The organism is Mycobacterium sp. E2327 (assembly GCF_001672675.1).
In the GTDB taxonomy this organism is placed as follows: domain Bacteria; phylum Actinomycetota; class Actinomycetes; order Mycobacteriales; family Mycobacteriaceae; genus Mycobacterium.
Genome location: NZ_LZKE01000027.1, coordinates 20,381 through 41,833, shown reverse-complemented (window position 1 = coordinate 41,833; position 21,453 = coordinate 20,381). Strand labels below are relative to the sequence as shown.

Annotated in this window: 23 protein-coding genes; 12 read left to right on the top strand and 11 right to left on the bottom strand. The window is 65.9% G+C overall.

All coding sequences use genetic code 11. From position 1 onward, the window contains the following. The 3 genes from A5712_RS03245 to A5712_RS03235 all read left to right on the top strand — a co-directional run. Positions 1-752 (top strand): alpha/beta hydrolase (locus tag A5712_RS03245; RefSeq protein WP_068101203.1); only part of this gene is annotated, 752 nt, incomplete at its 5' end. 68 nt (positions 753-820) lie between these two features. Beyond that, entirely contained in the window at positions 821-1,168 is a 348-nt protein-coding gene (locus A5712_RS03240) for a hypothetical protein (protein WP_068101200.1), read from the top strand. Then, a complete protein-coding gene (locus A5712_RS03235) occupies positions 1,161-1,808 on the top strand; it encodes a Dabb family protein (protein ID WP_068101194.1) in 648 nt (215 codons plus the stop codon). Before A5712_RS03240 ends, A5712_RS03235 begins: the two co-directional genes overlap by 8 nt. 1 nt (position 1,809) lies before the next feature. On the opposite strand, the gene A5712_RS03230 is transcribed toward A5712_RS03235, so the two are convergent. Together A5712_RS03230 and A5712_RS03225 are read right to left on the bottom strand one after the other, a co-directional pair. Then, positions 1,810-2,697 carry an SDR family NAD(P)-dependent oxidoreductase gene (locus tag A5712_RS03230; RefSeq protein WP_068101191.1) on the bottom strand — a complete coding sequence of 296 codons (888 nt, stop codon included), beginning with the start codon at positions 2,695-2,697 and terminating at the stop codon, positions 1,810-1,812. Beyond that, on the bottom strand, positions 2,694-4,625 hold the full coding sequence (locus tag A5712_RS03225; protein WP_068101188.1) for an NAD(P)/FAD-dependent oxidoreductase: 1,932 nt from the start codon (positions 4,623-4,625) through the stop codon (positions 2,694-2,696). Before A5712_RS03225 ends, A5712_RS03230 begins: the two co-directional genes overlap by 4 nt. Before the next feature lie 102 nt (positions 4,626-4,727). Between A5712_RS03225 and A5712_RS03220 the strand changes: the two genes are divergently transcribed. Further along, positions 4,728-6,323 (top strand): acyl-CoA synthetase, encoded by a 1,596-nt coding sequence (locus A5712_RS03220; protein WP_068101185.1) that lies wholly within the window; start codon positions 4,728-4,730, stop codon positions 6,321-6,323. 23 nt (positions 6,324-6,346) lie between these two features. Here the strand turns inward: A5712_RS03220 and A5712_RS03215 are convergent, their stop codons facing one another. Continuing rightward, entirely contained in the window at positions 6,347-7,252 is a 906-nt protein-coding gene (locus tag A5712_RS03215; RefSeq protein WP_068101183.1) for a hypothetical protein, read from the bottom strand. A gap of 267 nt (positions 7,253-7,519) precedes the next feature. Between A5712_RS03215 and A5712_RS03210 the strand changes: the two genes are divergently transcribed. From A5712_RS03210 to A5712_RS03180, 7 genes are all read left to right on the top strand, one after another. Then, positions 7,520-8,134: a TetR/AcrR family transcriptional regulator gene (locus A5712_RS03210; RefSeq protein ID WP_068101182.1), complete on the top strand. Its 615-nt coding sequence runs from the start codon at positions 7,520-7,522 to the stop codon at positions 8,132-8,134. A gap of 91 nt (positions 8,135-8,225) precedes the next feature. Further along, positions 8,226-8,705 (top strand): nuclear transport factor 2 family protein, encoded by a 480-nt coding sequence (locus A5712_RS03205; RefSeq protein ID WP_068101179.1) that lies wholly within the window; start codon positions 8,226-8,228, stop codon positions 8,703-8,705. Then, complete coding sequence (locus A5712_RS03200; protein WP_068101176.1) at positions 8,702-9,568, top strand: SDR family oxidoreductase; 867 nt, start codon at positions 8,702-8,704, stop codon at positions 9,566-9,568. Before A5712_RS03205 ends, A5712_RS03200 begins: the two co-directional genes overlap by 4 nt. A gap of 1 nt (position 9,569) precedes the next feature. Continuing rightward, complete coding sequence (locus A5712_RS03195) at positions 9,570-10,553, top strand: alpha/beta hydrolase (RefSeq protein ID WP_068101174.1); 984 nt, start codon at positions 9,570-9,572, stop codon at positions 10,551-10,553. Positions 10,554-10,598: 45 nt separating this feature from the next. Further along, positions 10,599-11,675: a hypothetical protein gene (locus A5712_RS03190; RefSeq protein ID WP_068101171.1), complete on the top strand. Its 1,077-nt coding sequence runs from the start codon at positions 10,599-10,601 to the stop codon at positions 11,673-11,675. 17 nt (positions 11,676-11,692) lie between these two features. Beyond that, positions 11,693-12,475 carry an SDR family NAD(P)-dependent oxidoreductase gene (locus A5712_RS03185; RefSeq protein ID WP_068101168.1) on the top strand — a complete coding sequence of 261 codons (783 nt, stop codon included), beginning with the start codon at positions 11,693-11,695 and terminating at the stop codon, positions 12,473-12,475. Between the two features lie 243 nt (positions 12,476-12,718). Next, the gene (locus A5712_RS03180; RefSeq protein WP_068101165.1) at positions 12,719-13,594 is read left to right on the top strand and encodes a cyclopropane mycolic acid synthase family methyltransferase; all 876 of its coding nucleotides are present in this window, start codon (positions 12,719-12,721) and stop codon (positions 13,592-13,594) included. On the opposite strand, the gene A5712_RS03175 is transcribed toward A5712_RS03180, so the two are convergent. After that, on the bottom strand, positions 13,575-13,907 hold the full coding sequence (locus A5712_RS03175; protein ID WP_068101162.1) for a ferredoxin: 333 nt from the start codon (positions 13,905-13,907) through the stop codon (positions 13,575-13,577). The genes A5712_RS03180 and A5712_RS03175 overlap by 20 nt on opposite strands. Continuing rightward, positions 13,907-15,031 (bottom strand): Rieske 2Fe-2S domain-containing protein, encoded by a 1,125-nt coding sequence (locus tag A5712_RS03170; RefSeq protein WP_068101157.1) that lies wholly within the window; start codon positions 15,029-15,031, stop codon positions 13,907-13,909. Before A5712_RS03170 ends, A5712_RS03175 begins: the two co-directional genes overlap by 1 nt. Positions 15,032-15,132: 101 nt before the next feature. Between A5712_RS03170 and A5712_RS03165 the strand changes: the two genes are divergently transcribed. Next, complete coding sequence (locus A5712_RS03165) at positions 15,133-16,836, top strand: 3-ketosteroid-delta-1-dehydrogenase (RefSeq protein WP_068101154.1); 1,704 nt, start codon at positions 15,133-15,135, stop codon at positions 16,834-16,836. On the opposite strand, the gene A5712_RS03160 is transcribed toward A5712_RS03165, so the two are convergent. The 6 genes from A5712_RS03160 to A5712_RS03135 all read right to left on the bottom strand — a co-directional run bounded on the left by A5712_RS03160 (position 16,833) and on the right by A5712_RS03135 (position 21,293). Further along, positions 16,833-17,510, bottom strand: a complete 678-nt coding sequence (locus A5712_RS03160; RefSeq protein ID WP_068101151.1) for a PadR family transcriptional regulator — start codon at positions 17,508-17,510, stop codon at positions 16,833-16,835. The two genes, A5712_RS03165 and A5712_RS03160, sit on opposite strands and share 4 nt — an antisense overlap. A 77-nt stretch (positions 17,511-17,587) precedes the next feature. After that, a complete protein-coding gene (locus A5712_RS30015; RefSeq protein WP_082973250.1) occupies positions 17,588-18,466 on the bottom strand; it encodes a DUF2510 domain-containing protein in 879 nt (292 codons plus the stop codon). 82 nt (positions 18,467-18,548) lie between these two features. Next, a complete protein-coding gene (locus A5712_RS03150) occupies positions 18,549-18,929 on the bottom strand; it encodes an NINE protein (protein ID WP_082973249.1) in 381 nt (126 codons plus the stop codon). 97 nt (positions 18,930-19,026) lie between these two features. Beyond that, on the bottom strand, positions 19,027-19,917 hold the full coding sequence (locus A5712_RS03145; RefSeq protein ID WP_068101146.1) for an alpha/beta hydrolase fold domain-containing protein: 891 nt from the start codon (positions 19,915-19,917) through the stop codon (positions 19,027-19,029). Then, positions 19,914-20,768 carry a hypothetical protein gene (locus tag A5712_RS03140; protein ID WP_068101143.1) on the bottom strand — a complete coding sequence of 285 codons (855 nt, stop codon included), beginning with the start codon at positions 20,766-20,768 and terminating at the stop codon, positions 19,914-19,916. The genes A5712_RS03145 and A5712_RS03140 overlap by 4 nt, the downstream gene beginning before the upstream one ends. A 78-nt stretch (positions 20,769-20,846) precedes the next feature. Beyond that, positions 20,847-21,293 carry a DUF1003 domain-containing protein gene (locus A5712_RS03135; protein ID WP_082973248.1) on the bottom strand — a complete coding sequence of 149 codons (447 nt, stop codon included), beginning with the start codon at positions 21,291-21,293 and terminating at the stop codon, positions 20,847-20,849. Between the last annotated feature and the right edge of the window lie 160 nt (positions 21,294-21,453).

The following is a 21,453-nucleotide window of genomic DNA, read 5'->3' as shown; positions in this document are numbered from 1 at the left end:
GCGACATTCCGGTCCGCGTCTACCGGCCGGACAGCCAGGACACCACCCTGCCGATTCTCGTGTACGCCCACGGCGGGGGTTTCGTGTTCTGCGACCTGGACAGCCACGACGCGCTTTGCCGCGACGTCGCGAATCGCATTCCCGCCGTGGTGATCTCGGTGGGCTACCGGTTGGCCCCCGAGCACCGCTGGCCGGCAGCGGCCGACGATGTGTACACCGTCGCCCGATGGGCGGCGCTTAACGCGTCCGACCTCGGCGGCGAAGCCGACCGCCTGGCGGTGGGCGGCGATAGCGCCGGTGGCAACCTGGCCGCCGTCACCGCGCTGATGGCACGCGACCGAGGCAATCCCCCGCTGGCTGCCCAGTTCCTGATCTACCCGGTCCTGGCGCCGAACTTCCAGAACGAGTCCTACCGGTTGTTCGGCCACGGCTTCTACAACCCGAGGCCGGCCCTGCAGTGGTATTGGGATCAGTACGTGCCGTCGCTGGCCGACCGAAAGCACCCGTATGCAACACCCCTGAACGCCGAGCTGGATGGGCTGCCACCCGCCGTGATGGTCATCGCCGGGCACGATCCGCTACGCGACGAGGGGCTGACGTTCGGCGAGGCGTTACAGGCCGCCGGCGTGCCGACCGTCCAATTGCGTTATGACGGCGGCATCCACGGATTCATGACGATGCCGATGCTCGATCTCGCACAACGGGCCCGGGCGGAGGCCGCCGCCGCGCTCGCTGACATGTTGCGGCGATAGGTGCCTGACTCATCCCGATGGTCGGGAACCCAACGCGCGCGGTTCGCTGCATGCCATACGGTCGGGTGATGGCAGACGGCCAAATCTTCGTGATCGACCGTGTGATCACCAAGCCGGGCTGTGCGCGCCGGTTCGTCGAGACATACCTCTCGGAGTATGCGCCCGGCGCGCGCGATCGCGGAATGACGCTGCGGGACGTCTTGATCAGCCCGCCGATTTGGTTCGACGACCAGACGAACACGGTGACCGTCACCTGGACGCTGCCGAGCGTGCCGGCGTGGTGGGAGATGACCTGGCAGGGTAGGCCGGACCCGGCGCTGGGCGAATGGTGGTCGCGCATTGCCGAATTGGTGCAGGATCGATCACGGTCGTTCGCAGCGGCCGCGGACGACGTTGACGGACTGTGCGATGTATAGCGTTACGAGGCTGCTCGACGTCGCCGAGGGAGATCGCGACCGCGTGCTGGCGACACTTCGCGGCGCGGCCGCGCAGATACCCGGCGAACGCATTCTGGTGGAACCGACGCTTCCGGGTGCCCGCAACGGCGGCGATATCCTCATGCACCTGCGGTTCACTGATGCGACCGAATGGGACTCTGTCGCTGCGCTTTTCGATGACGCCCTCCGCGACCCCGCGGTCCGTCGCATCAACGGGGCCACGTACTCCGGTTGCCTCGCCAGCACGGGTCGGTCGGCAAAACCCGGGACCGTCTATCGCACCTTGCTGCTGAGCGTGGTGCCCGGTACCGACGCGGCGACCGTGGCGCGGTTCGAGGCGGACCTGCGACTCATGCCTCGGTACGTACGCTCGATAACCGACTGGCAGCTCAGCCGCGTAGAAGCAGCAATCGGGGCGTCGGCCTGGACCCATGTGTTCGAACAGCACTTCACCGACGCGAACGGGCTGACCGGCCCGTACCTCATGCATCCGATTCACTGGGCCTACGTGGACCGATGGTTCGATCCCGAATGTCCCGACGTCGTCGTGCGTGATCGGGTCTGCCACAGTTTCTGCCGAAGCAACACGGCAATCGCGTCTCCGGTCGGATCACTGTGAGCTACAGACCGGCGGGCAGAATATTCGGGTTGGCCGTCGGCGGCGGTTCGAGCGGTGGGAGCAACCCACTGCCGTCGAGGCTGTGCACCGGCAGTTGCTGCGACCACGGATAGTGCAGGCTGAACGCCACCAGGCCGGTGCGCTCTGTCGCGGGCAGGTGACACATTGCGAGCACAGTTTCGGCCAGGTACTCCACCGGCTCGGTGGGGAAGGCGTCCGGGATCAACTGCGCCGCACCGGGTGTACGCACGGCCGTCGACGGACCAACGCAGTTGACCGCGATGTTCGCGTCGAGCAGCTCCGCGGCGAGCCCCTGCGTAAACCTGTGCAGGGCGGCCTTCATCGCCGCGTAGATCACGTCGCCCGCAGTCTTGTTGTATTCCCGATATGGTCGCACCGGAGCCACGCCGGTGACGGAGCCGATGTTGACGATCCAGCCCGCGCCTTGCTTGCGCATATGCGGCACAGCGGATTTCGTCAGGACGAACGGCACGCGAAGGTAGTGCTCCACGGTGCGGTCGAACGTTTCCAGGCTCATGTCCTCGACCAGCGCGTAGTCGGCGAAACCGGCGTTGTTGACCAGGATGTCGATGCGCCCGGTGCGGTCCAGCACCGCGTCGACCAATCCGTCGCGCTGCCCGGCGTCCTCCAGGTCGGCAGCGACGCCGAACGCCTGGCCACCGGCGGCTCCGATCAGATCAACCGTCTCGGCGATGGTGCCCGGTAACGCGGAGGTCGTTCCGGCACGCACCGACAAGGACGGCGCGTGCGACCGCGCGGTGACCGCCACCGTGGCGCCTTCGGCGGCCAGTCGCTGGGCGATCGCGCGGCCGATTCCCCGGCTGCTGCCGGTCACCAAAGCCGTTTTACCGCAGAGTAGCCGGCTCATCGCAGCGTGAGATCCGCTTCGAGCGGAGCACGATGGTCGCGCCAGAAGTCGAGCAGCCGGTATGGGAAAGCGGTCACAATCCGCCCGCCGCCCGAGCGGTAGTACGTGTGGGCGGACGGGGTGTGGCACCAGACGGTGCCGGCCATGGTCGCATCGATGTCGCCGACATAGCGTTCGTAGGCGCTCCGCGTCACCTCGATGGTGGCGGCTTTGCGCAGCGCCATCAACTGCAGGCATTCCATAACGTAGTGCACCATCACCTCGACGCCGAAGTTGTGGCCGGCCCCGTGGCCCGGGCTGTAGTTGGGCGCCGAGGAAATGAACATGTTCGGGAAGCCGGGCACCATCCCCCCGCGGTAGGCGCGCGGGATGTCGCCCCACTCGTCGGTGAGCTTCCTACCGTCACGACCCCGGATATCCACGGTGGAAAGGAAATCCAGGTAGTAGCCGGTGGCGTAGATGATGACGTCGAGATCGATCTGCCGGCCGTCGGGGGTTACGATTCCGGCTTCGTTGACCCGGGCGGGCTCGCTGGCCTCGACGTCCACGTGCTCGCGTGCCAGCGCGGCGTAGTATCCGCCGGGATCGCGGATGATCCGCTTGCCGTAGGGAGCGAAGTCGGGAGTCACCTTGCGGGCGAGGTCGCTGCCGGCGCCGAATACGCGATCGATGTAGTCGAGGCACATCTGCAGCAGCGCGTCGTTGGCCGGCGAGATCGACAGGTGCTCGGCCGCCCAGTCCGGGTCATGCAGGATCACCGGGTAGTTGTTGTCCGATGTGCCCCAATACGATTTGAGCCGGATCCAATTCGCGTAATACGGCAGCCGGGTGCCCAGCCAGCGCTGGTATTCGGGCACGTCGTCGGTCGCTCGCCTTCGGGGCGCCACCCAGTGGGGCTGCCGCTGAAACACGGTCAGGTGCGCGACCTGGTCCACGCAGGCATCAACGATCTGCACCGCAGTGCAACCGGCGCCGATGACGGCGACCCTCTTACCCGTCAAATCCAGGTCGGGATCCCACTGCGCGGAGTGGATCGAAACTCCCGAGAACGTCTCGCGGCCAGGCAAATCCGGCCAGCGGGGCCGGTTGAGATAGCCGGCAGCCGGGATCACCACGTTGGCGTACGTCACATCCCGGGCACCGTCCGGGCCTGCGGAGTGGATCTGCCACTGCTGGCGCGCTTCGTCCCACCAGAGCGCTTCGACCTCAGTACCGAACCGGGTGTGCTGCCGCAGATTATTCTTGTCGGCCACCGAAACCAGGTAGGACTGGTACTCCGCGCCCATCGGATAGTAGCTGGACCATTCGCCGTTGATGTCCCGCGACAGCGAGTAGTACGCCGACGGCGTGTCCACGCCGATACCCGGATAGGTGGTGGTGTACCACGTTCCCCCGACTTCGTCGTTTCGGTCGAAGATCTCATAGTCGATGCCGGCATCCGCCAACTCCAGCGCGGCGGTCAGCCCCGCGATGCCCGCGCCGACGATTGCGACCCGGAAGCCATCGGGGAGCTTTGCGGTGCGCGGCAGCACCGGCTGTGACGGCTGGAACCCGCCCTGCTCCAACAACAGCGGGATGTAATCGGAGCCGACCACTCCCCCAAGGGCCACCGGCGCGATCCGCGCGAACAGGTCGGGGTCATCGGCAGGTACGGCGGTGGCGGTGCGGGATGACTGCAGCGCCGCGACCACCGCATCGACGAGCGCTGCGGCCGTCTCGGGATCGGTGACACCGGCCTGCTCCGGCGGGTCGGGCACATGAGAGATCTTCGGTGCGTACCGGTCAACCACCGCCGAGTCTCCGGTCAGTTGCGCCAGCACGGCGACCAGCACGCCAGGGTCCGCGCGGCGAAGGTTGGCCCGCAGTTCGTCCAAATCCAGGTCCGCCCGTCCGGCGCGTTCGGTTGTGACGGGTACGCCAGCGCTCATGTCGACGAGTATCGAGGCCGTCCGAGCAGATGTGCGGGTCCCTGTCTACTCAGCGGGACGTGGATGGCGCGCGGCTCTGTATGGGCGCCTACCGTGGGGGGAATGCAGTCCCACGACCTGGACGCGACCATCGCGCGGGCGCGCAGGCACGGGCTCGGAGATATCCCCCGCCGCTCGGCTCGCCGACACCCGGACAAGACCGCGGTCATCGACGGCGACGTCGCGCTGAGTTTTGCCGAGTTCGACAATCTGGTCGACCGCGCCGCGGCGGCATTGCACCACAACGGCTTTGAACCCGGCGATCGCATCGCGCTTTTGGCACACAACTGCTGGCAGTACGCGGTGCTGGCGTTCGCAACGGCCCGGGCCGGGGTGGTGCTGGTCCCGGTCAACTTCATGCTGACCGGCGAGGAGATCGGCTACATCCTCGGCCACAGTCGGGTCAGCGGATTCATTGTCGAAGCGGATTTGGTAGCGACGGCCGAAGAGGCGATGCGGCGCGGCGGTGCGGTCAAGACGCAGGTTGCTCTGGTGCCCGCCGGGCATCACAGCCCGTCCGGCTGGGACGATTTTGCCCACTGGCTGACCACCGACGCCGCGGCACCGTGCCCGCACATCGACGACGACCAACTGGTGCGGCTGATGTACACGAGCGGCACCGAGTCCCATCCGAAGGCGGCCATGCACACCAGCCGCAGCCTGATGTGGCAGTACGTCAGCACCATCCTCGCCGGCGAGATGGCCCATGCCGACATTGAGATCCACTCGCTGCCCCTATATCACTGCGCGCAGTTGGACAACTTCCTGGCCACCGACATCTACCTCGGCGCCACCAGCATCATCCTGCCGCGACCGGACCCGGAAACGGTGCTGCGCACGATCGAGCGGTACGGGGTCACCAACTACTTCGCGCCCCCAACGGTGTGGATCTCGCTGCTGCGCTCGCCGGTGTTCGACGAGGTGGACCTGTCGAGCTTGCGCAAGGGCTACTACGGCGCCTCGGCGATGCCGGTCGAGGTGCTGGCCGAGCTGCGGCGACGACTGCCCAATCTGAGGTTGTGGAATTTCTACGGCCAGACCGAAATGGCACCGCTGGCCTCCGCGTTGGGACCCGATGAGCAGGCAGCACATGCCGGTTCGGCCGGGCGTCCCGTCGCCAACGTGGAGACGACGATCCTCGACGAGGACAACGTTCCGGTCGCTACCGGCGTCGTCGGCGAAATCGCGCACCGCAGTCCACATCTGATGCTGGGTTACCTGGACGACCCGGAACGCACCGCCGAGGCGTTCAGGGGCGGCTGGTTCCACTCGGGCGACCTGGGTTTCTACGACGAGCACGGGCTGTTGCACGTCGTGGACCGGAAGAAAGACATGATCAAGACCGGCGGTGAGAACGTTGCCAGCCGCGAGGTCGAGGAGGTCCTCTACCGGCACAGCGGCATTCAAGAGGCTGCGGTGTTCGCCGTGGCGCACCCGGTCTGGGTTGAGGCGGTGGTCGCCGCGATCGTGCCCCGCGACGGCGTGACACTGACGGAGGAGGACGTCGTCGCACACTGTCGAGAGCACCTGGCCGGATTCAAAACACCCAAACGAGTCTTCTTCGTCGACTCGTTGCCGAAGAACCCGAGCGGCAAGCTGCTGAAGCGGGAGTTGCGAGAACGTTTCGGCTCAGGACAATTTCAGACAAGCCGCCGGTAGAGGCGCGGCTGACATCGACTCGGTCAGGACGAGACCGGGAAGATGGGAATCTTCTTCATGGCGCTGGCCCGGGGGTCGGGCGCGGCCGCAGCTGCCCGATGGTTTTCCTCGCCGCGCGTGTAGGTCCACACGCAGAATGGCTCGCCCTTGGCGAACTTGAAATCCTTTGGCGGCAAATTGATTTCGAGTTTGCAACCAGGAAAAAACGGTGCGGAAATGCGCTGCTCGAACGTGCAGTTCATCCAGGCACGTGCCGGCGGGTAGAGACCTTCGTCGGTGTATTTCTGCAGCACTTCGCATCGACGCATGTTGAGCACCACGTGATCGGGGTTGTACACGATGTACTCACCGCCGTAGCCGAGCGTCCCGTCGATGCTGAGGCAGGCCAATTTGAGGTAGTCAACGACATGCACCGGCTCGATTCCGAGCACCCTGGCCAGTTTGGGGTATTCGTAATCGATGATTAGTTGATACATGTCAGGCAGTCCCAACCAGACTTCGTCCTCGGGGATGATCTTCGTCCATTGATCGATGAAGTAGTTGTGTCCCTTGAGGTATTGGTCCCAGTAGGTCTTTATCAACCTTATGAGGGCTTCTTTCGTGAGGTCCTCCGTTTGGACGTCGAATGGGATGGCTTGGTACTGGGCATTTTTCCAATCCCACCCCGGGGGTGCGATGAAGCGACCCATGGGCATCACCTGTCGCATCCCAGCGCGCGACACCTGCGCGGCCACGTCCATGGCAGTGTTCATGCCAACCTTTGGGGCGTAGGTGGTGACGTGAGCGTAGGGAACGAAGTTCAGGGTGTCCTCGAAGACGCGGGCCAGCCCCAGTAGGAACCCCCTCGAAAAGTCCTGAATGTTGCCGACTTTGCCCATGAAGTCATGCGTGTAGTCCTCATAGTTCAAGTCGTCTTCTGCCCCGGTCATTGGAGTTCCTCCTCTGTAGCGGATGTCGCGCCCCTACGGGAATCGAGACGATCGCGACCCGGTGGAGCCGATTTGCTGTCAGATTCTGTATTGCGTGGCAGAATCTGACAGCAGCATGGTACGCACACTCGAGACCACGGGATCACTCAAGATGGCCGCTGAGTGGGACACCGCATGCCGGCTGAAGCACGTCGGCCACAGCCCGCCATTGCTCCCGGTTACGATGCGCCCGCACGATTCAGCCCATGCACGGAAGAGGAGCTTGACGTGAGTGCGCCCGCCAAGCCGACGCTGAGCGCGCGGCGCGCGGAGCAGCTCCGCTTGGACATCGCAATAGCTGCTCGCGACATCTTCCTGTCCGAGGGCTCGACCTCAGCAACCGTCGAGCGCATCTCTGAGGCGGCCGGCATTGCGCCTCGCACCTTCCACCGCCACTTTCCGGTCAAGGAAGACGTCGTCATGCCACTGTTTCGCGAGTTCGGCAGGCTGAGCGTTCAAGTCCTCCAACATGCCCCACCCACGAGCAATGCCATCGACACACTGGTGGAGGCGTTTAGCACCGAAGTCCCCAAGCGCGGACAGGTCGAGACAGACCGCCGGTTCCTGGCGTTGATGATCAACGATCCGCAGTACAGGCTGCGCTGGCTTGATTGGGGGCAAAACCTGGCCGAGCCCATCTCAGAGTTTCTTGCCGCGCGGTTTGACCTCGGTGCGGACCCGTTTCGCCGCGAGCTGCCAGCCCAACTTGTCATCCAATGCTGCAGACACGCCTACGTTCGGTGGGTGGAGGACGGCAACTTCCGCCGCTTGAAATACGGGTTGCGGATGGGCTTCGAGATGACACTCGCATCACTGTCGCCCCGTCCAGCCGGCCTGCCGTAGGAGCCGATCATCACCGGCCGACTCGACACCATGTTCCACTGACCGGGCATCGGGCCTGTCACCCGGCGCACAAGCCGAGTTGACTCAAGCTATGGCCAATGACATCACGCTGCCCGAATTGCAGGAGTTCGTCGCCGGGTTCTGGTACCACTACGACGAGGCTCACTACGACGAGATGGCGGCCAGTTACGCCGAGGACGTGCGCTATCTGACCCGAAGCGATTCCGGCGCAAGCCCTTTCGAGGAATTGATGTCGCCGGAGCTCAATGGCCGCGACGCCGTGATGGAATGGCTGTCGGACCACCGCAAGCAGAGCCCGTACCCGTTGCGCCACCACGCCACCAACGTGCACCGCACCGGCACCGACGGCGACGTCACCCGGGCGCGGTTCTACATCTTCGTCAACCAAATCGCCAACTTCGTGCCGTTCGCGGTGTCCAGCGGGGTAGTCAACGTCGGCGTCCGGCGCGGCGCCAACGGCCTTCAGTTCACCGAGATGGACGTCGTCCTCGACGCCACCAACTCGGTGTTGCTCTCGGAGCTGGCCGCCGACAGCGTCGCGGGGCCGTGAGCGCCGAGGAAGCCTTTTCCGGCGGGGTTGCCGTCATCACCGGGGCCGGCTCCGGCCTCGGTGCGGGCCTGGCGCGCCACGCGAGCCGGCTCGGTATGACCGTGGTGCTGGCCGACATTGACGGCGCGGCGGCCGCGTCGGTCGCCGACGAACTGCGCGCCGCGGGCGGGGCGGCTGTCGACGTCGCCTGCGACGTGCGCGACCCCGACGCCGTGCAGGACCTCGCCGATCGGGTCTACGGAGACGTCGGCCCGGTGCGGTTGCTGGTCAACAACGCCGGCGTCGAACAGTTCGGCTACCTGTGGGACACGCCAGTGGCCAATTGGCGGCGCACTATCGACATCAACGTCAGCGGCGTCTTTTACGGCGTGCACGCTTTCCTGCCGAAGATGATGTCCACCGACGAGCGGGCGTGGGTGTGGAACATCGCGTCCGTTGGCGCGGTGGTGGCGATTCCGTTGCAAGCGCCGTACATCGTCAGCAAGCATGCGGTGCTGGCACTGACCGAGTGCCTGTACTTGGAAGTCGACTCGACCGGACACGCCAACCACATTCACGTGCAAGCCGTGCTCCCCGGTCCCGTGTCGTCCAACATCTTCGAGTCGGCCGGCGGAATCGACGCCGACGGTGACGTGGTCGCCGCCGAGGCGCAACGCGCGACAATGCTGGATCTCAAGGGCACGGCCATGGACCCGATGGACGCCGCCGAGGCGTTGTTCCGGCAGGCCATAGACGGACGCTTCTACCTACACACCCATCCCGACACGGTGGGCGCCGCGATGGCCGAGCGAGCCGATGTGCTCGCCTCACAACGACCCCCGGCGCTGCGCACCGAAAGCCGCTTCGACACGACAAAGCGATGAGATGGTAACGCCCGCACTGGATCCCGACGCCGCGGCGCGCGTCGCATCGTTCGGCCCCGTCGCACCGATGCGACAACGCGGGCTGGCCGCGGTGCGCGCCGGGCTCGAATCCGCCCCGCTGCCCGAAGCGATGCCAGAAATGGCCGTCGTCACCGATACCGCGATTCCCGGTCCGGCGGGCGACATCCCGGCCCGGATCTACCACCCCACCGCCGACGCCGGCGGCCCCGTGCTGGTTTACCTCCACGGGGGCGGGCTGGTGATGGGTTCCAACCACTCGTTCGAACCGCTGGCGCGCGAGTTGGCCGCGGCGTCGGTGGCCACCGTCGTGGCCGTCGATTACCGGTTGGCCCCGGAGTTTCCACCGCCGGCACAGTTCGACGACGCCTACACGGCAACCGTGTGGGTCTCCCGAAATGCCGCCGAACTGGGTGTCGACGGGGAGCGGCTCGCGGTGGTCGGCGACAGCGCCGGCGGGTCGCTCGCGGCCGGGGTCGCGCTGGCCGCCCGGGACCGCGGCGGACCCGCGATCTGCGCACAGGTGCTGCTCTATCCGGGGCTGGATCGCGACATGTCCGCGCCCTCCGTTGGCGCGCTGGCCGATGCGCCCCTACTCGCGCGCGACGACATCGACTACATGCACGCGCTCGTCGACGGCGACGCCGGTGCGCCCACCGATCCTTATCTGGTCCCGGCGTACGCCGCCGATCTGTCCGGCCTACCGCCTGCGATTGTGGTGACTGGCGGCTGCGATCCCATCCGGGACTGGGGCGAGCGGTACGCGGCCCGGCTACGCGACGCAGACGTGCAGACCACCAGCACCCGCTATCCCGGCATGTACCACGGCTTTTTGATGCGCTCCGATGCGACCGCGCGGGGTCGGCTGGCCATCGCCGAGGTCGGCGCGCTGCTGCGGGCACGGTTCAGCCACCCCCTTCGTTTCGACGTCCCGATGACCGGACAACGGTCGGCCGCATCGCGCTGACGCTGCGCACAATCGGTCGATCCAGAACTGCAAAGGAGACAGCTGATGCTCACCGAGGAGCGGCGGATGGAGCTTTCCGACGTGCTGCGGCCGGCCAACCCGCCCCGCGAAATCGACAACGTCTACACGGACGACCAGCATGATCGTCTGCTCGACGTGGTGCGCACCGAAGGCCCGTGGAAGCTGATCATCGCCCAGCACTTCGCGTCGGCCGACGAGCTGATGGCGACGATGAGCGGCATGTTTCCCGAAGGATTCACCCCGTCGCTGGATTTGTTTCTGACGCCGACCTTCCGCGGCTACCTGGCAAATTACGGTGCGGTGCTCTACCCGCAACTGCACGACTGCTTCTACAACGAGCGTTTCCTGGATCTGGCCAAGGCCTACTGGAAAGCCGAATACGCCAAGCCACAGCTGATGTTGTTCAACATCAACGGACCGTGCGCCAACCGCGACCCGGGGCACCTGGATTCGCCGAGCTTTCGCGGGGTGCGGCACGAGAATGCGCCAACCTGGCTGACCAGCGTGATGGGCAAGTCCGGCCTTTTCCAGGACTACCTGATCAAGATGGCGCAGGTGATCACCTGGTTCTCGCTCGATGCCGGCAGCGGCTTCACCTACTGGCCCGAAGGGCCGCTCAAGGAACCGAAGCGCATCCTGCCGCCAATCAACAACCGCGGCATCGTGGTCCAGAACGAGATGATGGTGCACCGCGGCGAGGCCAATGGTCCACTGGACCAACAAGTTCCGGCCGGCCTGGCATTCGACACCATGTTCGCCGGCGACCCATGCGACCGCGACTATTGGTTGCTGAAGAACGGTGAGGATGTGATCGCCCGCCACCACACCGACGAACTGCGCTTCCTGGTGCACTGGTCGGCCGAAGTGTTCGCCGACTACGACGAGCTGAAGAAGAACATGGAGGGCTCCGACGACCTTACGGTCGAGAAGGCGATCGACATGATGGTCGACGATCTCATGGGCAGGGGCATCAAGCTGGACATTCCGAGCGAACCGCTGCACGATCCGGCGTTCGTCGGCGCCCTCAACGCCGCATACGACCTTGGCGGCCCGGCGGTCTACCCCGAGGAAGCCCCGCTCAGCGCCTTCCAGCTCGCATGACCGAAAGGGCTTGGCTGATGGATCGTTTCGCAGACAGACGGGTGATCGTGACTGGAGCGGGCTCCGGAATCGGACAGGCCACCGTGGCCCGGTTGCTCGACGAGGGCGCCACGGTTGTGGCGTACGACATCTCGGCTGACGGGCTGTCGAGCACCGCGGCCACCGCCGACGAGGCGGGCAGCGGTAAGCGACTGACCACCGCGGTCCTCGACATTTCCGACGAGGGGGCCGTAACAGCCGCGGTGGATGCGGCGCTGAACGAACTCGGTGGACTCGAAGTGCTCGTCAATGCGGCCGCCATCCAGCGCTGCGCCAACACCCACCAGCACACGCTGGAAGACTGGAATGCCACCCTGGCGGTCAACCTGACCGGGACCTTCCTGATGACCCGCCAGGCGCTTCCGGCGCTGCTGGACTCCGGTCGCGGCGTGGTCGTCAACTTCACCTCCACCGCGGCGTCGTTCGCACACCCCTACATGGCGGCCTATGCCGCCAGCAAAGGCGGCGTGTTGTCATTCACGCACTCGTTGGCGCTCGAATATTCCAAACAGGGCCTGCGCGCAGTCAACATCCAACCCGGCGGGGTTTCCACGGCGCTCGCGCTCAGCACCCTGGACAAGATGCCCGAGGGGTACGACCTCGGCCTCTGGGCCAAGCAGACACCGCTGCTGCACGGGAAAGACAACCCCATCCTGGGCGACCCGACCGCCGTGGCATCGGTAATCGCCATGGTCGCCTCCGACGACGGCGCGTTCATCACCGGCACGGAAATCCGGATCGACGGCGGCGCGCACGCCTGACCGCGTGCCTTCCGGTCGATTCGGACCCGATCCGGCTGGCGTAATGGCAAAGGCCAATTGTCACGGGCCCAAGAATCAAAAACCGCGCAAGATTGCATTCAAAATTCGCCCTGTTTCGCTACCTCGCTGCGGTGCCCAATACGTGTAATCTCCCTTACCGAATGGTGCGGATCAGTCGCGGGGGAACCCGCGCCGGCGTGGAGCCTGCAGGGACTCCCTGCCCGAGCCGTTGCGAGAGGACGCATGCGACAAAGCGCGCAAAGCCTGCGGCCGCACTTCGAGGACGTACAGGCTCACTACGACCTTTCGGACGACTTCTTCGCGCTATTCCTAGACCCGACCCGCACGTACACCTGCGCCTATTTCGAGCGCGACGACATGACCCTGGAAGAGGCCCAGATCGCCAAGATCGACCTGGCGCTGGGCAAACTGGGCCTGCAGCCGGGGATGACGCTCCTCGATGTGGGTTGCGGTTGGGGTTCGGCGATGCTTCGGGCGCTGGAGACCTACGATGTCAACGTGGTCGGCCTGACCCTGAGCAGGAATCAGGTGGCCTACGTCGAAAAGTTGTTCGCTGCATCGGACAGCCCCCGTTCCAAGCGAGTGCTGCTGCAGGGTTGGGAGCAGTTTCACGAGCCGGTGGACCGGATCGTCGCGATCGGGCCGCTCGAGCATTTCGGCTACGACCGCCACGTCCCCTTCTTCAAGTGGGCATACAACCTGCTGCCGGCCGACGGCACGATGCTGCTCCATACGATCGTGGTGTTGAGCCGCGAGCAGATCCGGCAGCGCAACCTCCCGTTGACGATGTGGCATATCCGCTTCGTGAAATTCCTTCTGGAAGAGATCTTCCCCGGCGGCCGGCTGCCGACGGTGGAAATGGTCGAGGAGAATTCCACGGCGGTTGGGTTCAGCGTCAGCCGGATCCATCGACTCCGGCCGCACTACAAGAGGACGCTCGACATGTGGGCGGCGGCCCTTCAGGCCCACAAGAGCGAGGCGATCGCGATCCAGTCGGACGAGGTCTACGAGCGGTACATGAGGTACCTGACCGGTTGTGCCGAGTTGTTCCGCGACGGCTACACCGATTTGTGCCAGTTCACGCTGGAAAAGAAATAGCTCCCGATTTAGGTTGTGGCACGCCTGTTTCGTCGACGATAGACAACGCCCCGCATCGCACCGCGTCGACAATCGACTCGCTCAGCGCCGAGCACGCGAGGAACACCGCGCGGCCACCGGGCGCCGAGATCCGCTCCGCGTCAAGGCGTTCGGCACACCGGGCGGTCGCGTCGGCGGTCCACTGCACACTGGTCTGGTTCCAACTGCTCTTGCGCGCCAGCACCTGTGCGCCGCAGGCGCGGCAGGCCACCGGAATCATCGGCATCTCAGCCAGGCGATCGTCGTCGTCGCTGACGGGTGAATCGAGCGTCATCATGACTGGGCGGCCATGTTCGCCTCGACCTGTTTCATCCACGCTTCGTAGGGCCGGGTGGTGTCGAGCTCGAATTCGAAGCGGTCCACCATGTCCGGCCGCACGTCGGCCAGGTCGACATAAAACTGTTCGTACCAACGACGCAGCTGATAGACCGGGCCGTCCTCCTCGACCAGGAGCGGGTTATCGATACGCGCCTTGTGGCGCCAGATCTGCACATCCTGCTCGAAACCCAGCTTGACGAAGTCACCAAGACTGATCGCGGTCTGCATCGCGAGGTCTTCCGGCAACGCGTCGGATTTCTTGACGATGATGCCATATTGCAGCACAAAGGAATTCGCATCGATCGGATAGTGACAATTGATGAGCACCGTGTGGTGGTCGGCGTCCGCATAGTGATAGGTCAGGTCGTCGATCATGAAGGACGGGCCCCAGTAGGACGCCACCGAGGTAGTACCGAGCATTCGCGCACCTTCGGTTCCACCCAGGTCCGGGCGGCCCGCACTGTTCATGTACTGCGTCGCCACGTGTCCTTCGAAGATGTTCTTGAAATGCGTGGGCAACGAGCCGTGGATATAGAAGAAGTGCGCCATGTCCACGACGTTGTCAATGATTTCGCGGCAATTGGTGTTCACGACGGTGGTGTACCAGTGCCAGTCGGTCCAGTCGTCACTGGTCGCACCTTCGATACGGGGAATGCTGACATCGGGTGGGGGCGGGTTGCGCTCCGGGTCGTTCCACACGAACAACATGCCGTCCTGCACCAGGGTGTGCCACGCCTGCGTACGGGCCAACCGGGGGGTGCGCCTGCTGTACGGGACTAGCTTGCATCGCCCGTCGCCGCCCCAGCGCCAGTCGTGGAACGGGCACGCTATCTCGTTGCCCTTGACCTCGCCCTGGGACAGGTCACCACCCATGTGCCTGCAGAAGCCGTCGAGGACGTTGATGTCGCCGTCGCCGCTGCGGAACACAACAAGCTTCTGCCCGAAGGCGTTGACCGCGTGCGGCTTGCCGTCGCCGAAGTCTCTGACCAGGCCGAGGCAATGCCAACCGCGGGCGAACCGCGTCGGCGTGGCCTGCGCTTCGATGAGCCGAATTTCGTCGGCGTCGGACTGCAGAGTCATGTGCGCTATTTCAACTCGTGGGCCGCGCAATGGGGCCGGCTTGTTCCACTCATCAGGAGGGCTCTTCCTTCGGCGCGTCAGCCCGGCATACCGTTCTCACCGTGACTCAGCGCAGCACGACGATTCCCGCCGGACTTCCGGTCGCCGATACCGTGGTCGACCTGCTGGTGATCGGCTCGGGCACCGGCATGTCGGCTGCACTGGCTGCGCACGAGCTGGGACTGTCGGTGCTCATCGTGGAGAAGTCGTCCTACGTGGGCGGCTCGACCGCCCGGTCCGGGGGCGCCCTGTGGCTGCCCGCCGGACCGGTGCTGGCCGATGCCGGCGCCAACGACACCGCCGAGCGTGCCGCAACCTATCTGGACGCGGTGGTCGATGGGTCGGCACCAGCGGAGCGTTCCGCCGGCTTTGTCGCTCATGTGTCCGCGACGGTCGAAATGTTGCGCCGCACGACGCCGTTGCGGCTCTTCTGGGCCCGCGACTATTCCGACTACCACCCGGAGCAGCCCGGCGGCAGCGCGGCCGGACGGACCTGCGAGTGCCGGCCACTGGACACGTCGATTCTCGGCGAATACCGCACCCGACTCAGACCAGGCGTGCTGGAGGCCGGCGTCTCGATCCCGACGACGGGTGCCGACTACCGCTGGATGAACCTCGTGGTTCGGGTGCCCCGCAAGGGCATTCCGACGTTCGCGAAGCGCGTGGCCCAGGGCGTTGGCGGCCGTCTGCTGGGCCGACGCTACGCGGCCGGTGGCCAGGGCCTGACGGCCGGGCTGTTCGCGGGTGTGCTGCGCGCCGGCATCCCGGTGTGGACCAACACCACGCTGCTGCGCCTCGACGGCGACGGCAGCCGCGTGAGCGGGGCGATCGTGGACCACGACGGACGCGAGGTGAGAATCACGGCACGACGGGGGGTAGTGCTCGCCACCGGGGGTTTCGATCACAGCATGGAGATGCGGTGGAAATTCCAGTCGGAGTCACTCGGCGCCGATTTCAGTCTGGGCGCCGAATCCAACACCGGTGACGGCATCCGCGCGGCGCAAGAACTCGGCGCCGACATCGATTTGATGGATCAGGCTTGGTGGTTCCCCGCTGTCGCGCCGCTGCCCGGCAAGGCGCCCATGGTCATGCTCGCCGAGCGGTCACTTCCCGGCTGCCTGATCGTGGACCAACACGGCCACCGTTTTTGCAACGAGTCGACCGATTACATGACCTTCGGTCAACGGTTGCTCGAACTGGAGCGATCGGGCAGTCCGATCGAAACGATGTGGATCATCTTCGATCAGCAATACCGCAACAGCTATGTGTTTGGCGCGGAACTGTTTCCGCGGATGCCGATCCCGCAGGCGTGGTACGACGCGGGCATCGCCTCGCGGGCCGACAGCCTCGCCGACCTTGCCGCGCACATCGGCGTTCCAGTGACGGAGTTCGCCCAGACGATGGCTCGCTTCAACGAAAGCGCCTGCGCCGGAGAGGATCCCGATTTCGGTCGGGGTCGCAGCGCCTATGACCGCTACTACGGCGACCCGACGATAACCCCGAACCCCAACCTGCGTCCGCTGACCAAGGGCCCGTTCTATGCCGTCAAAATGGTGCTCAGCGATCTGGGCACCTGCGGGGGCCTGAAGGCGGACGAACGGGCGCGGGTGCTGCGCGAGGACGGGCGCGTGATCGCCGGGTTGTACGCGATCGGCAATACCGCTGCCAACGCGTTTGGCACGACGTATCCGGGGGCCGGCGCGACGATCGCGCAGGGGCTGGTCTACGGCTACATCGCGGCGCTCGACGCGTCGAGCACCGGCTAGTCAGCCGCGCGCTTGGCCTCGACCTGCTTCTCGATCTCGCGCCAGTACCCCGGCGTGGGCCGTGGTTTACCGAAACCGCTCTTAGCGGCCTTCTGGATGATGGTGTCGGCCTCGTCGATGTCCTTCATCAGTTCGAGCGCGAACTCACGCTCCGCGGCGTAGTACTTGGCCGCCCAGCGCAGCGCTATCACCGAATACGCCCAGGCCGGTTCGGCCTCGGCGCCCTCGGCGTCCTCGACGGCCTTCCGGTGCCTGGCTTCGGCGTAGGCCACGTGCTCTTGCAGCAGTTCCTTCAGCCGAGCCGGATTGCTGAGGTGGCCGAAGGTGACTCGCAGCAGCATGCTGTGTTTGAGCACCGGCGGATCCACCGGTGCCTCGTTGGTCCACTCGGTGACGGCCGCCATCCCGGCCGCGGTGATCTTGTAGAGCCGCCGGCTGCGGGCGCCCTCGTCGTGCTCGACGCGCGACGTGACCAGCCCTAGGCCCTCGAGCTTCTTCAGCTCGGTGTAGATCTGACTGAACGACGGGCTCCAGTAGTAGAGGTCGACGCTCCAGTCGATCCATTTTTTGAGGTCGTAGCCGGAGACTTCCTCCTCGTAGGACATCATGCCCAGCAGCGCCCAACTGGTGGCGGCGAGCGCCGACTTCACCGACTTATCGCTGGACTCAGGCATTTCCCCAGGTTAACAATGCTGATTGGCGGGACGCGCCGCGGAGGACCGCTGGCCGGGACACCGAACGCTCCAACTCTCTAGGCCCGTTCGGCCTTCGACCGTTCCATCCATAGCAGCACCACGCCCACCGCGGTGACGATCACCGCCGCCGCGTACACCATCATTCCGAACGCCGGCGTGACGTTGACGAAGCCTTCTCCCTCGTTGTTCTTCGTGGCCACGGTGTGGAACCAGACGAACGTCAGGGCACCCAGCAGGGCGACCGCCACGCTGAGCCCGATGAGCCGGGCGGGTGGCACCAGGGATCCCGACACGGCAGGCAACGCCAAAAATGCGGCCACGACGGCCAACAGGATGACGACGAACTTCGCCGTTCCGTCGGCGGCGACCCCGTGGGAACTCAGGGTCCGGCCGAACAGCTTGAGGCTGACGGTTGCGAACGGCAGGAAGATCGAGATGACGGTGACGAGAAGCCCGCCCAGCACGATCCAGGCGGGGACCGACATCCTGGCCGCCAAGCCCTGCACCGCCGCGAGGCGGTCCGACTGTGCCTGCGGGGCGGGCTGCGCGGGCAAATCGGACCCCGGGCGCGCTCCGGGTGGTGAATAGCCCGGCGGCGCCGGCCGATTGGGCGCCTGAGACGGCGGAAGGGGCGGGTGCGGGGGCGCTGTCGGCGCGGTCCCGCGCGGAGGCGGCTGAGGGGGCAGCGGCGCCGCGCGGGTTTGGGCCGCCGAGGGCAGATTAGACCCGGGCGGCCGGGGCGGTAGCGGTGTGACCTGGGTCGGCGCCGCGGAGGGCGCGGGCGGGGATTGCTGCGGCGGCATGACCGGCGGTCGCGCTGTCCGCGCGTCGGGTTTGCGCTGTTGGTGCGGTGTCCAGGTCCGGCCGTCCCAGTAACGCTGGGCGCTGGGGTCGCGTGGGTCGTCGTACCAGCCGGGCTGGTTGGGCGTCGTCATCGGCGGATCCTCCCCTGTGGACTGAACTGCCCCCGCAACCGCGAGAATACGCGCGGCCACGCTTGAGGCCCGGCCGTGCGCCTCAGTCGCGCAGCGTGCGCCCCTCCGCGTCGGGCACCTTGCCGACGAGAATCATGATTCCGTCGATCAGCGGCCAGATGGCGCCGATCCCGCAGGTCAGCCAGGACACCGCGATTTGGGCGATGCCGACGTTGGTGTAGCCGAGATAGAAGCGGCCGACGCCGAAACTGCCTACGAAGATCTGCAGCAGCCCCGCGAGGAGCTTGCTCTTGTCCGACAGCGGACGCCCGTAGGCGTCGACGCCATACGGCGCGCCACCGTATGGAGCGACGCCCGCGCCCGCGGCGGGCGCGTTGGCGTGCCATTGCTGGCCGTCCCAATACATTTGGCCGGGCTGGCCGCTCGGGTCCGGGTACCACCCGGCGGATGGCTGTTCGGTCATTGTGTTTCCCTCTCTTCTGAAGGCGATGAATGCACCTGCGGCTCAGCCGATTAGGCCCATCATTGCACCGGCGAGCCGAATTTGTCCGGTATGGACTTCAGTTCGCCCGCAACCGTTCGACGATGACCTCTCGCGCGGCGCGGCCTTCCGGCGTCGGGGTGAGGGGGTAGACGTGCACCAGGCCGGGTTGTTCGTGGTAGTCGATTCGCACACCGGCGGCCGCCGCCTTTTCGGCCAGCAGTCGCGCGTCGGGGTTGAGGATGTCGCGGGTGCCGCTGAACACGGTCAGCGGTCCCAGGCCGGACAGATCGGCGTTCAGCGGGCTCACCATGGGGTCGGTCATCGGCAAGTCACCACACCAGCGCTTGGCGAACTCGAGCAGGCCCACCCGCGTCAGCCACGGATCGTCGACCGCGTCGATCAACGGGTTGGTCAACGACAGGTCGAGAACGGGCGAGATGAGCACGGTTTCGGGCAGGACCAGGTGGTGCTCGTCGCGCAGTAGCAGCGCCGCCGACAGGGCCAGCTGTCCCCCGGCGGAATCCCCGGCCAGGCACACGCTGTGGTCGGGCGTCGCCTTCTCGGCAACCAGCTCGGCAATCCTGGGGACCACCTCGGCCGCGGTCGCGAACGGCGCCAGCGGATAGATCGGCACGACCACTTCCACGCGCGCGTCACCGGCGATCTGTACCGCCAATTTCCAATGCTGCGAGGCGATTTCGTTGACCCAGGCGCCGCCGTGCAGGTAGACGACCGTCGACTGCGGTTCGTGCAACGAATGCAACGTCAAGGAATAGGTCGGCCAAAGCGATTCTCGGTCCAAGTGCAGGTTGACGTCCTTGCGCAACCCCGGCGGAGGTCCGTAGAACTGCGGGTGCGCCGCGCGCTGATCGATGTGATCGCGGGCGCTTTGCGCGCTGCGGTATGCGCGGGCCCGCGTCCGACGTATGACGGCGGGCAGGGCCCGACTCCGCCAGCTCAGGCTCATCGGATCTGGACCCCACGCTTGCGCACCCACACTAGGGCGGCCACGGTTCCCGCGATCCAGACCGCCACGGCGATCGCCAGATGCACGAAGCTCTTCGTGTCCCGCCCGAACACCGGCCAGATCAAGGCGGGAACTTTCGTCCACAGCAGGCGGTGCTCGACGCCGTTCATCGGGTCGGCGACGTAGTACAGCGCGTAGGGCAGCGTCAGCGCCAAGATCCAGGCGCCGGTGCGGCGACGATCGCCACGCTGCCGCCAGCGCCGAAGCAGCGGCTCGACGCTCACCGGGTGCAGTACCGAGAAAAAGTTCCCGACGCCCAGCCACGACACGATGGGCACCGCGACGGTGGGGATGGTCACCGCCAGGCGCCCCGGCGTTTGGAACCACAGCGTGAGGACCATCGCCGTCAGCAACGTCGGCAGCCCGACGATCGTCAGCAGTGCCAGGTTCTTGATCAACAGCACTCGCCAGAAGGGCACCCCGTCGGACAATGCCTGTTGGACGCGGTAGTGGTCGGCCCCGAGCAGGTTGGTGGTGGTGACGTCCGCGAGGACCCACGAGGAAAAGTACGTGCCGACCAAAACCGCCCAGTCGTGGTGATGGCGGCCCGGCGTCAGTGGCTGCACCAGCAGCCACGCCGCGGCGAAGACGACGTTGGCCAGCACCCCCATCAGCCAGTTACGCGGCGGCGTGAATGCCCAGCGGATCTCGGCCGCGACCGCCGGCCCGAGCTTTTGTTGCAAGTCCTTGGCGGCCCGCCTGGCCGCGGCGGGCCGAGGTGCGGTTGCGCGCGCCGCGGCGCGCAGCGCGGCGTCAACCCGCGGGCGCATCGTCGCCTGCAATTCCAACATTTGCTCCCCCACATTAGAGCGGTTGTCCGTGCCACCACCCGCTCTGGCAAGGCTTTTCGCCGCGTGTCGTAGCCGTTGTCAATTCGGCGGTCCGATATAGCGCCGGTGCAGTTCCTGCGTGAGGAGGTGAATCTCGCGGGTGAGCTCGGTGTTGGTCTTCAGCTCCAAGTCCTCCATCTGGTAGTCATGGTCGGCGCGGGCCTGCTGGAACGCCGCCTGACGGTTCTGACCGATCATCACGAAGGTCGACAGGAAGATCGCTTCGAGCGACACCGCCAGGGTCAGGGTGGGCCATGGACTGCGTTCCAAGAACAGCATCCATACGCCGAACAGGGCCGCGTGCAGCCAGACGAAGTTCATCGACCCGGCAAACGCGGTTATCCGGTCGGCCAGGCGCAGCTGGAGGTCCTGGCCCCGCCTGCGGGCCTCCGCGATGACGGCCGGGTGGTGCACCTGGCCGCCGCGCAGCAACCGGCGCGGAATCAGTTGCGGATTGTGGTGATGCGCATAGGCCTGTGTCGTCATGTGAGCGGTTCCTTCCGGTGCCGTGGCGGTGCCCCGCCGCTGGCTAATGCTAATGGGCTGCCCCCTCGCCAGCCGACGCCCAATGGCGCGTCGCTAGAACGTGTTACAGTTTGCCCACCACGCGCGTTAGGAGGCCCGGATGGACGCCGTCGCACCGGCC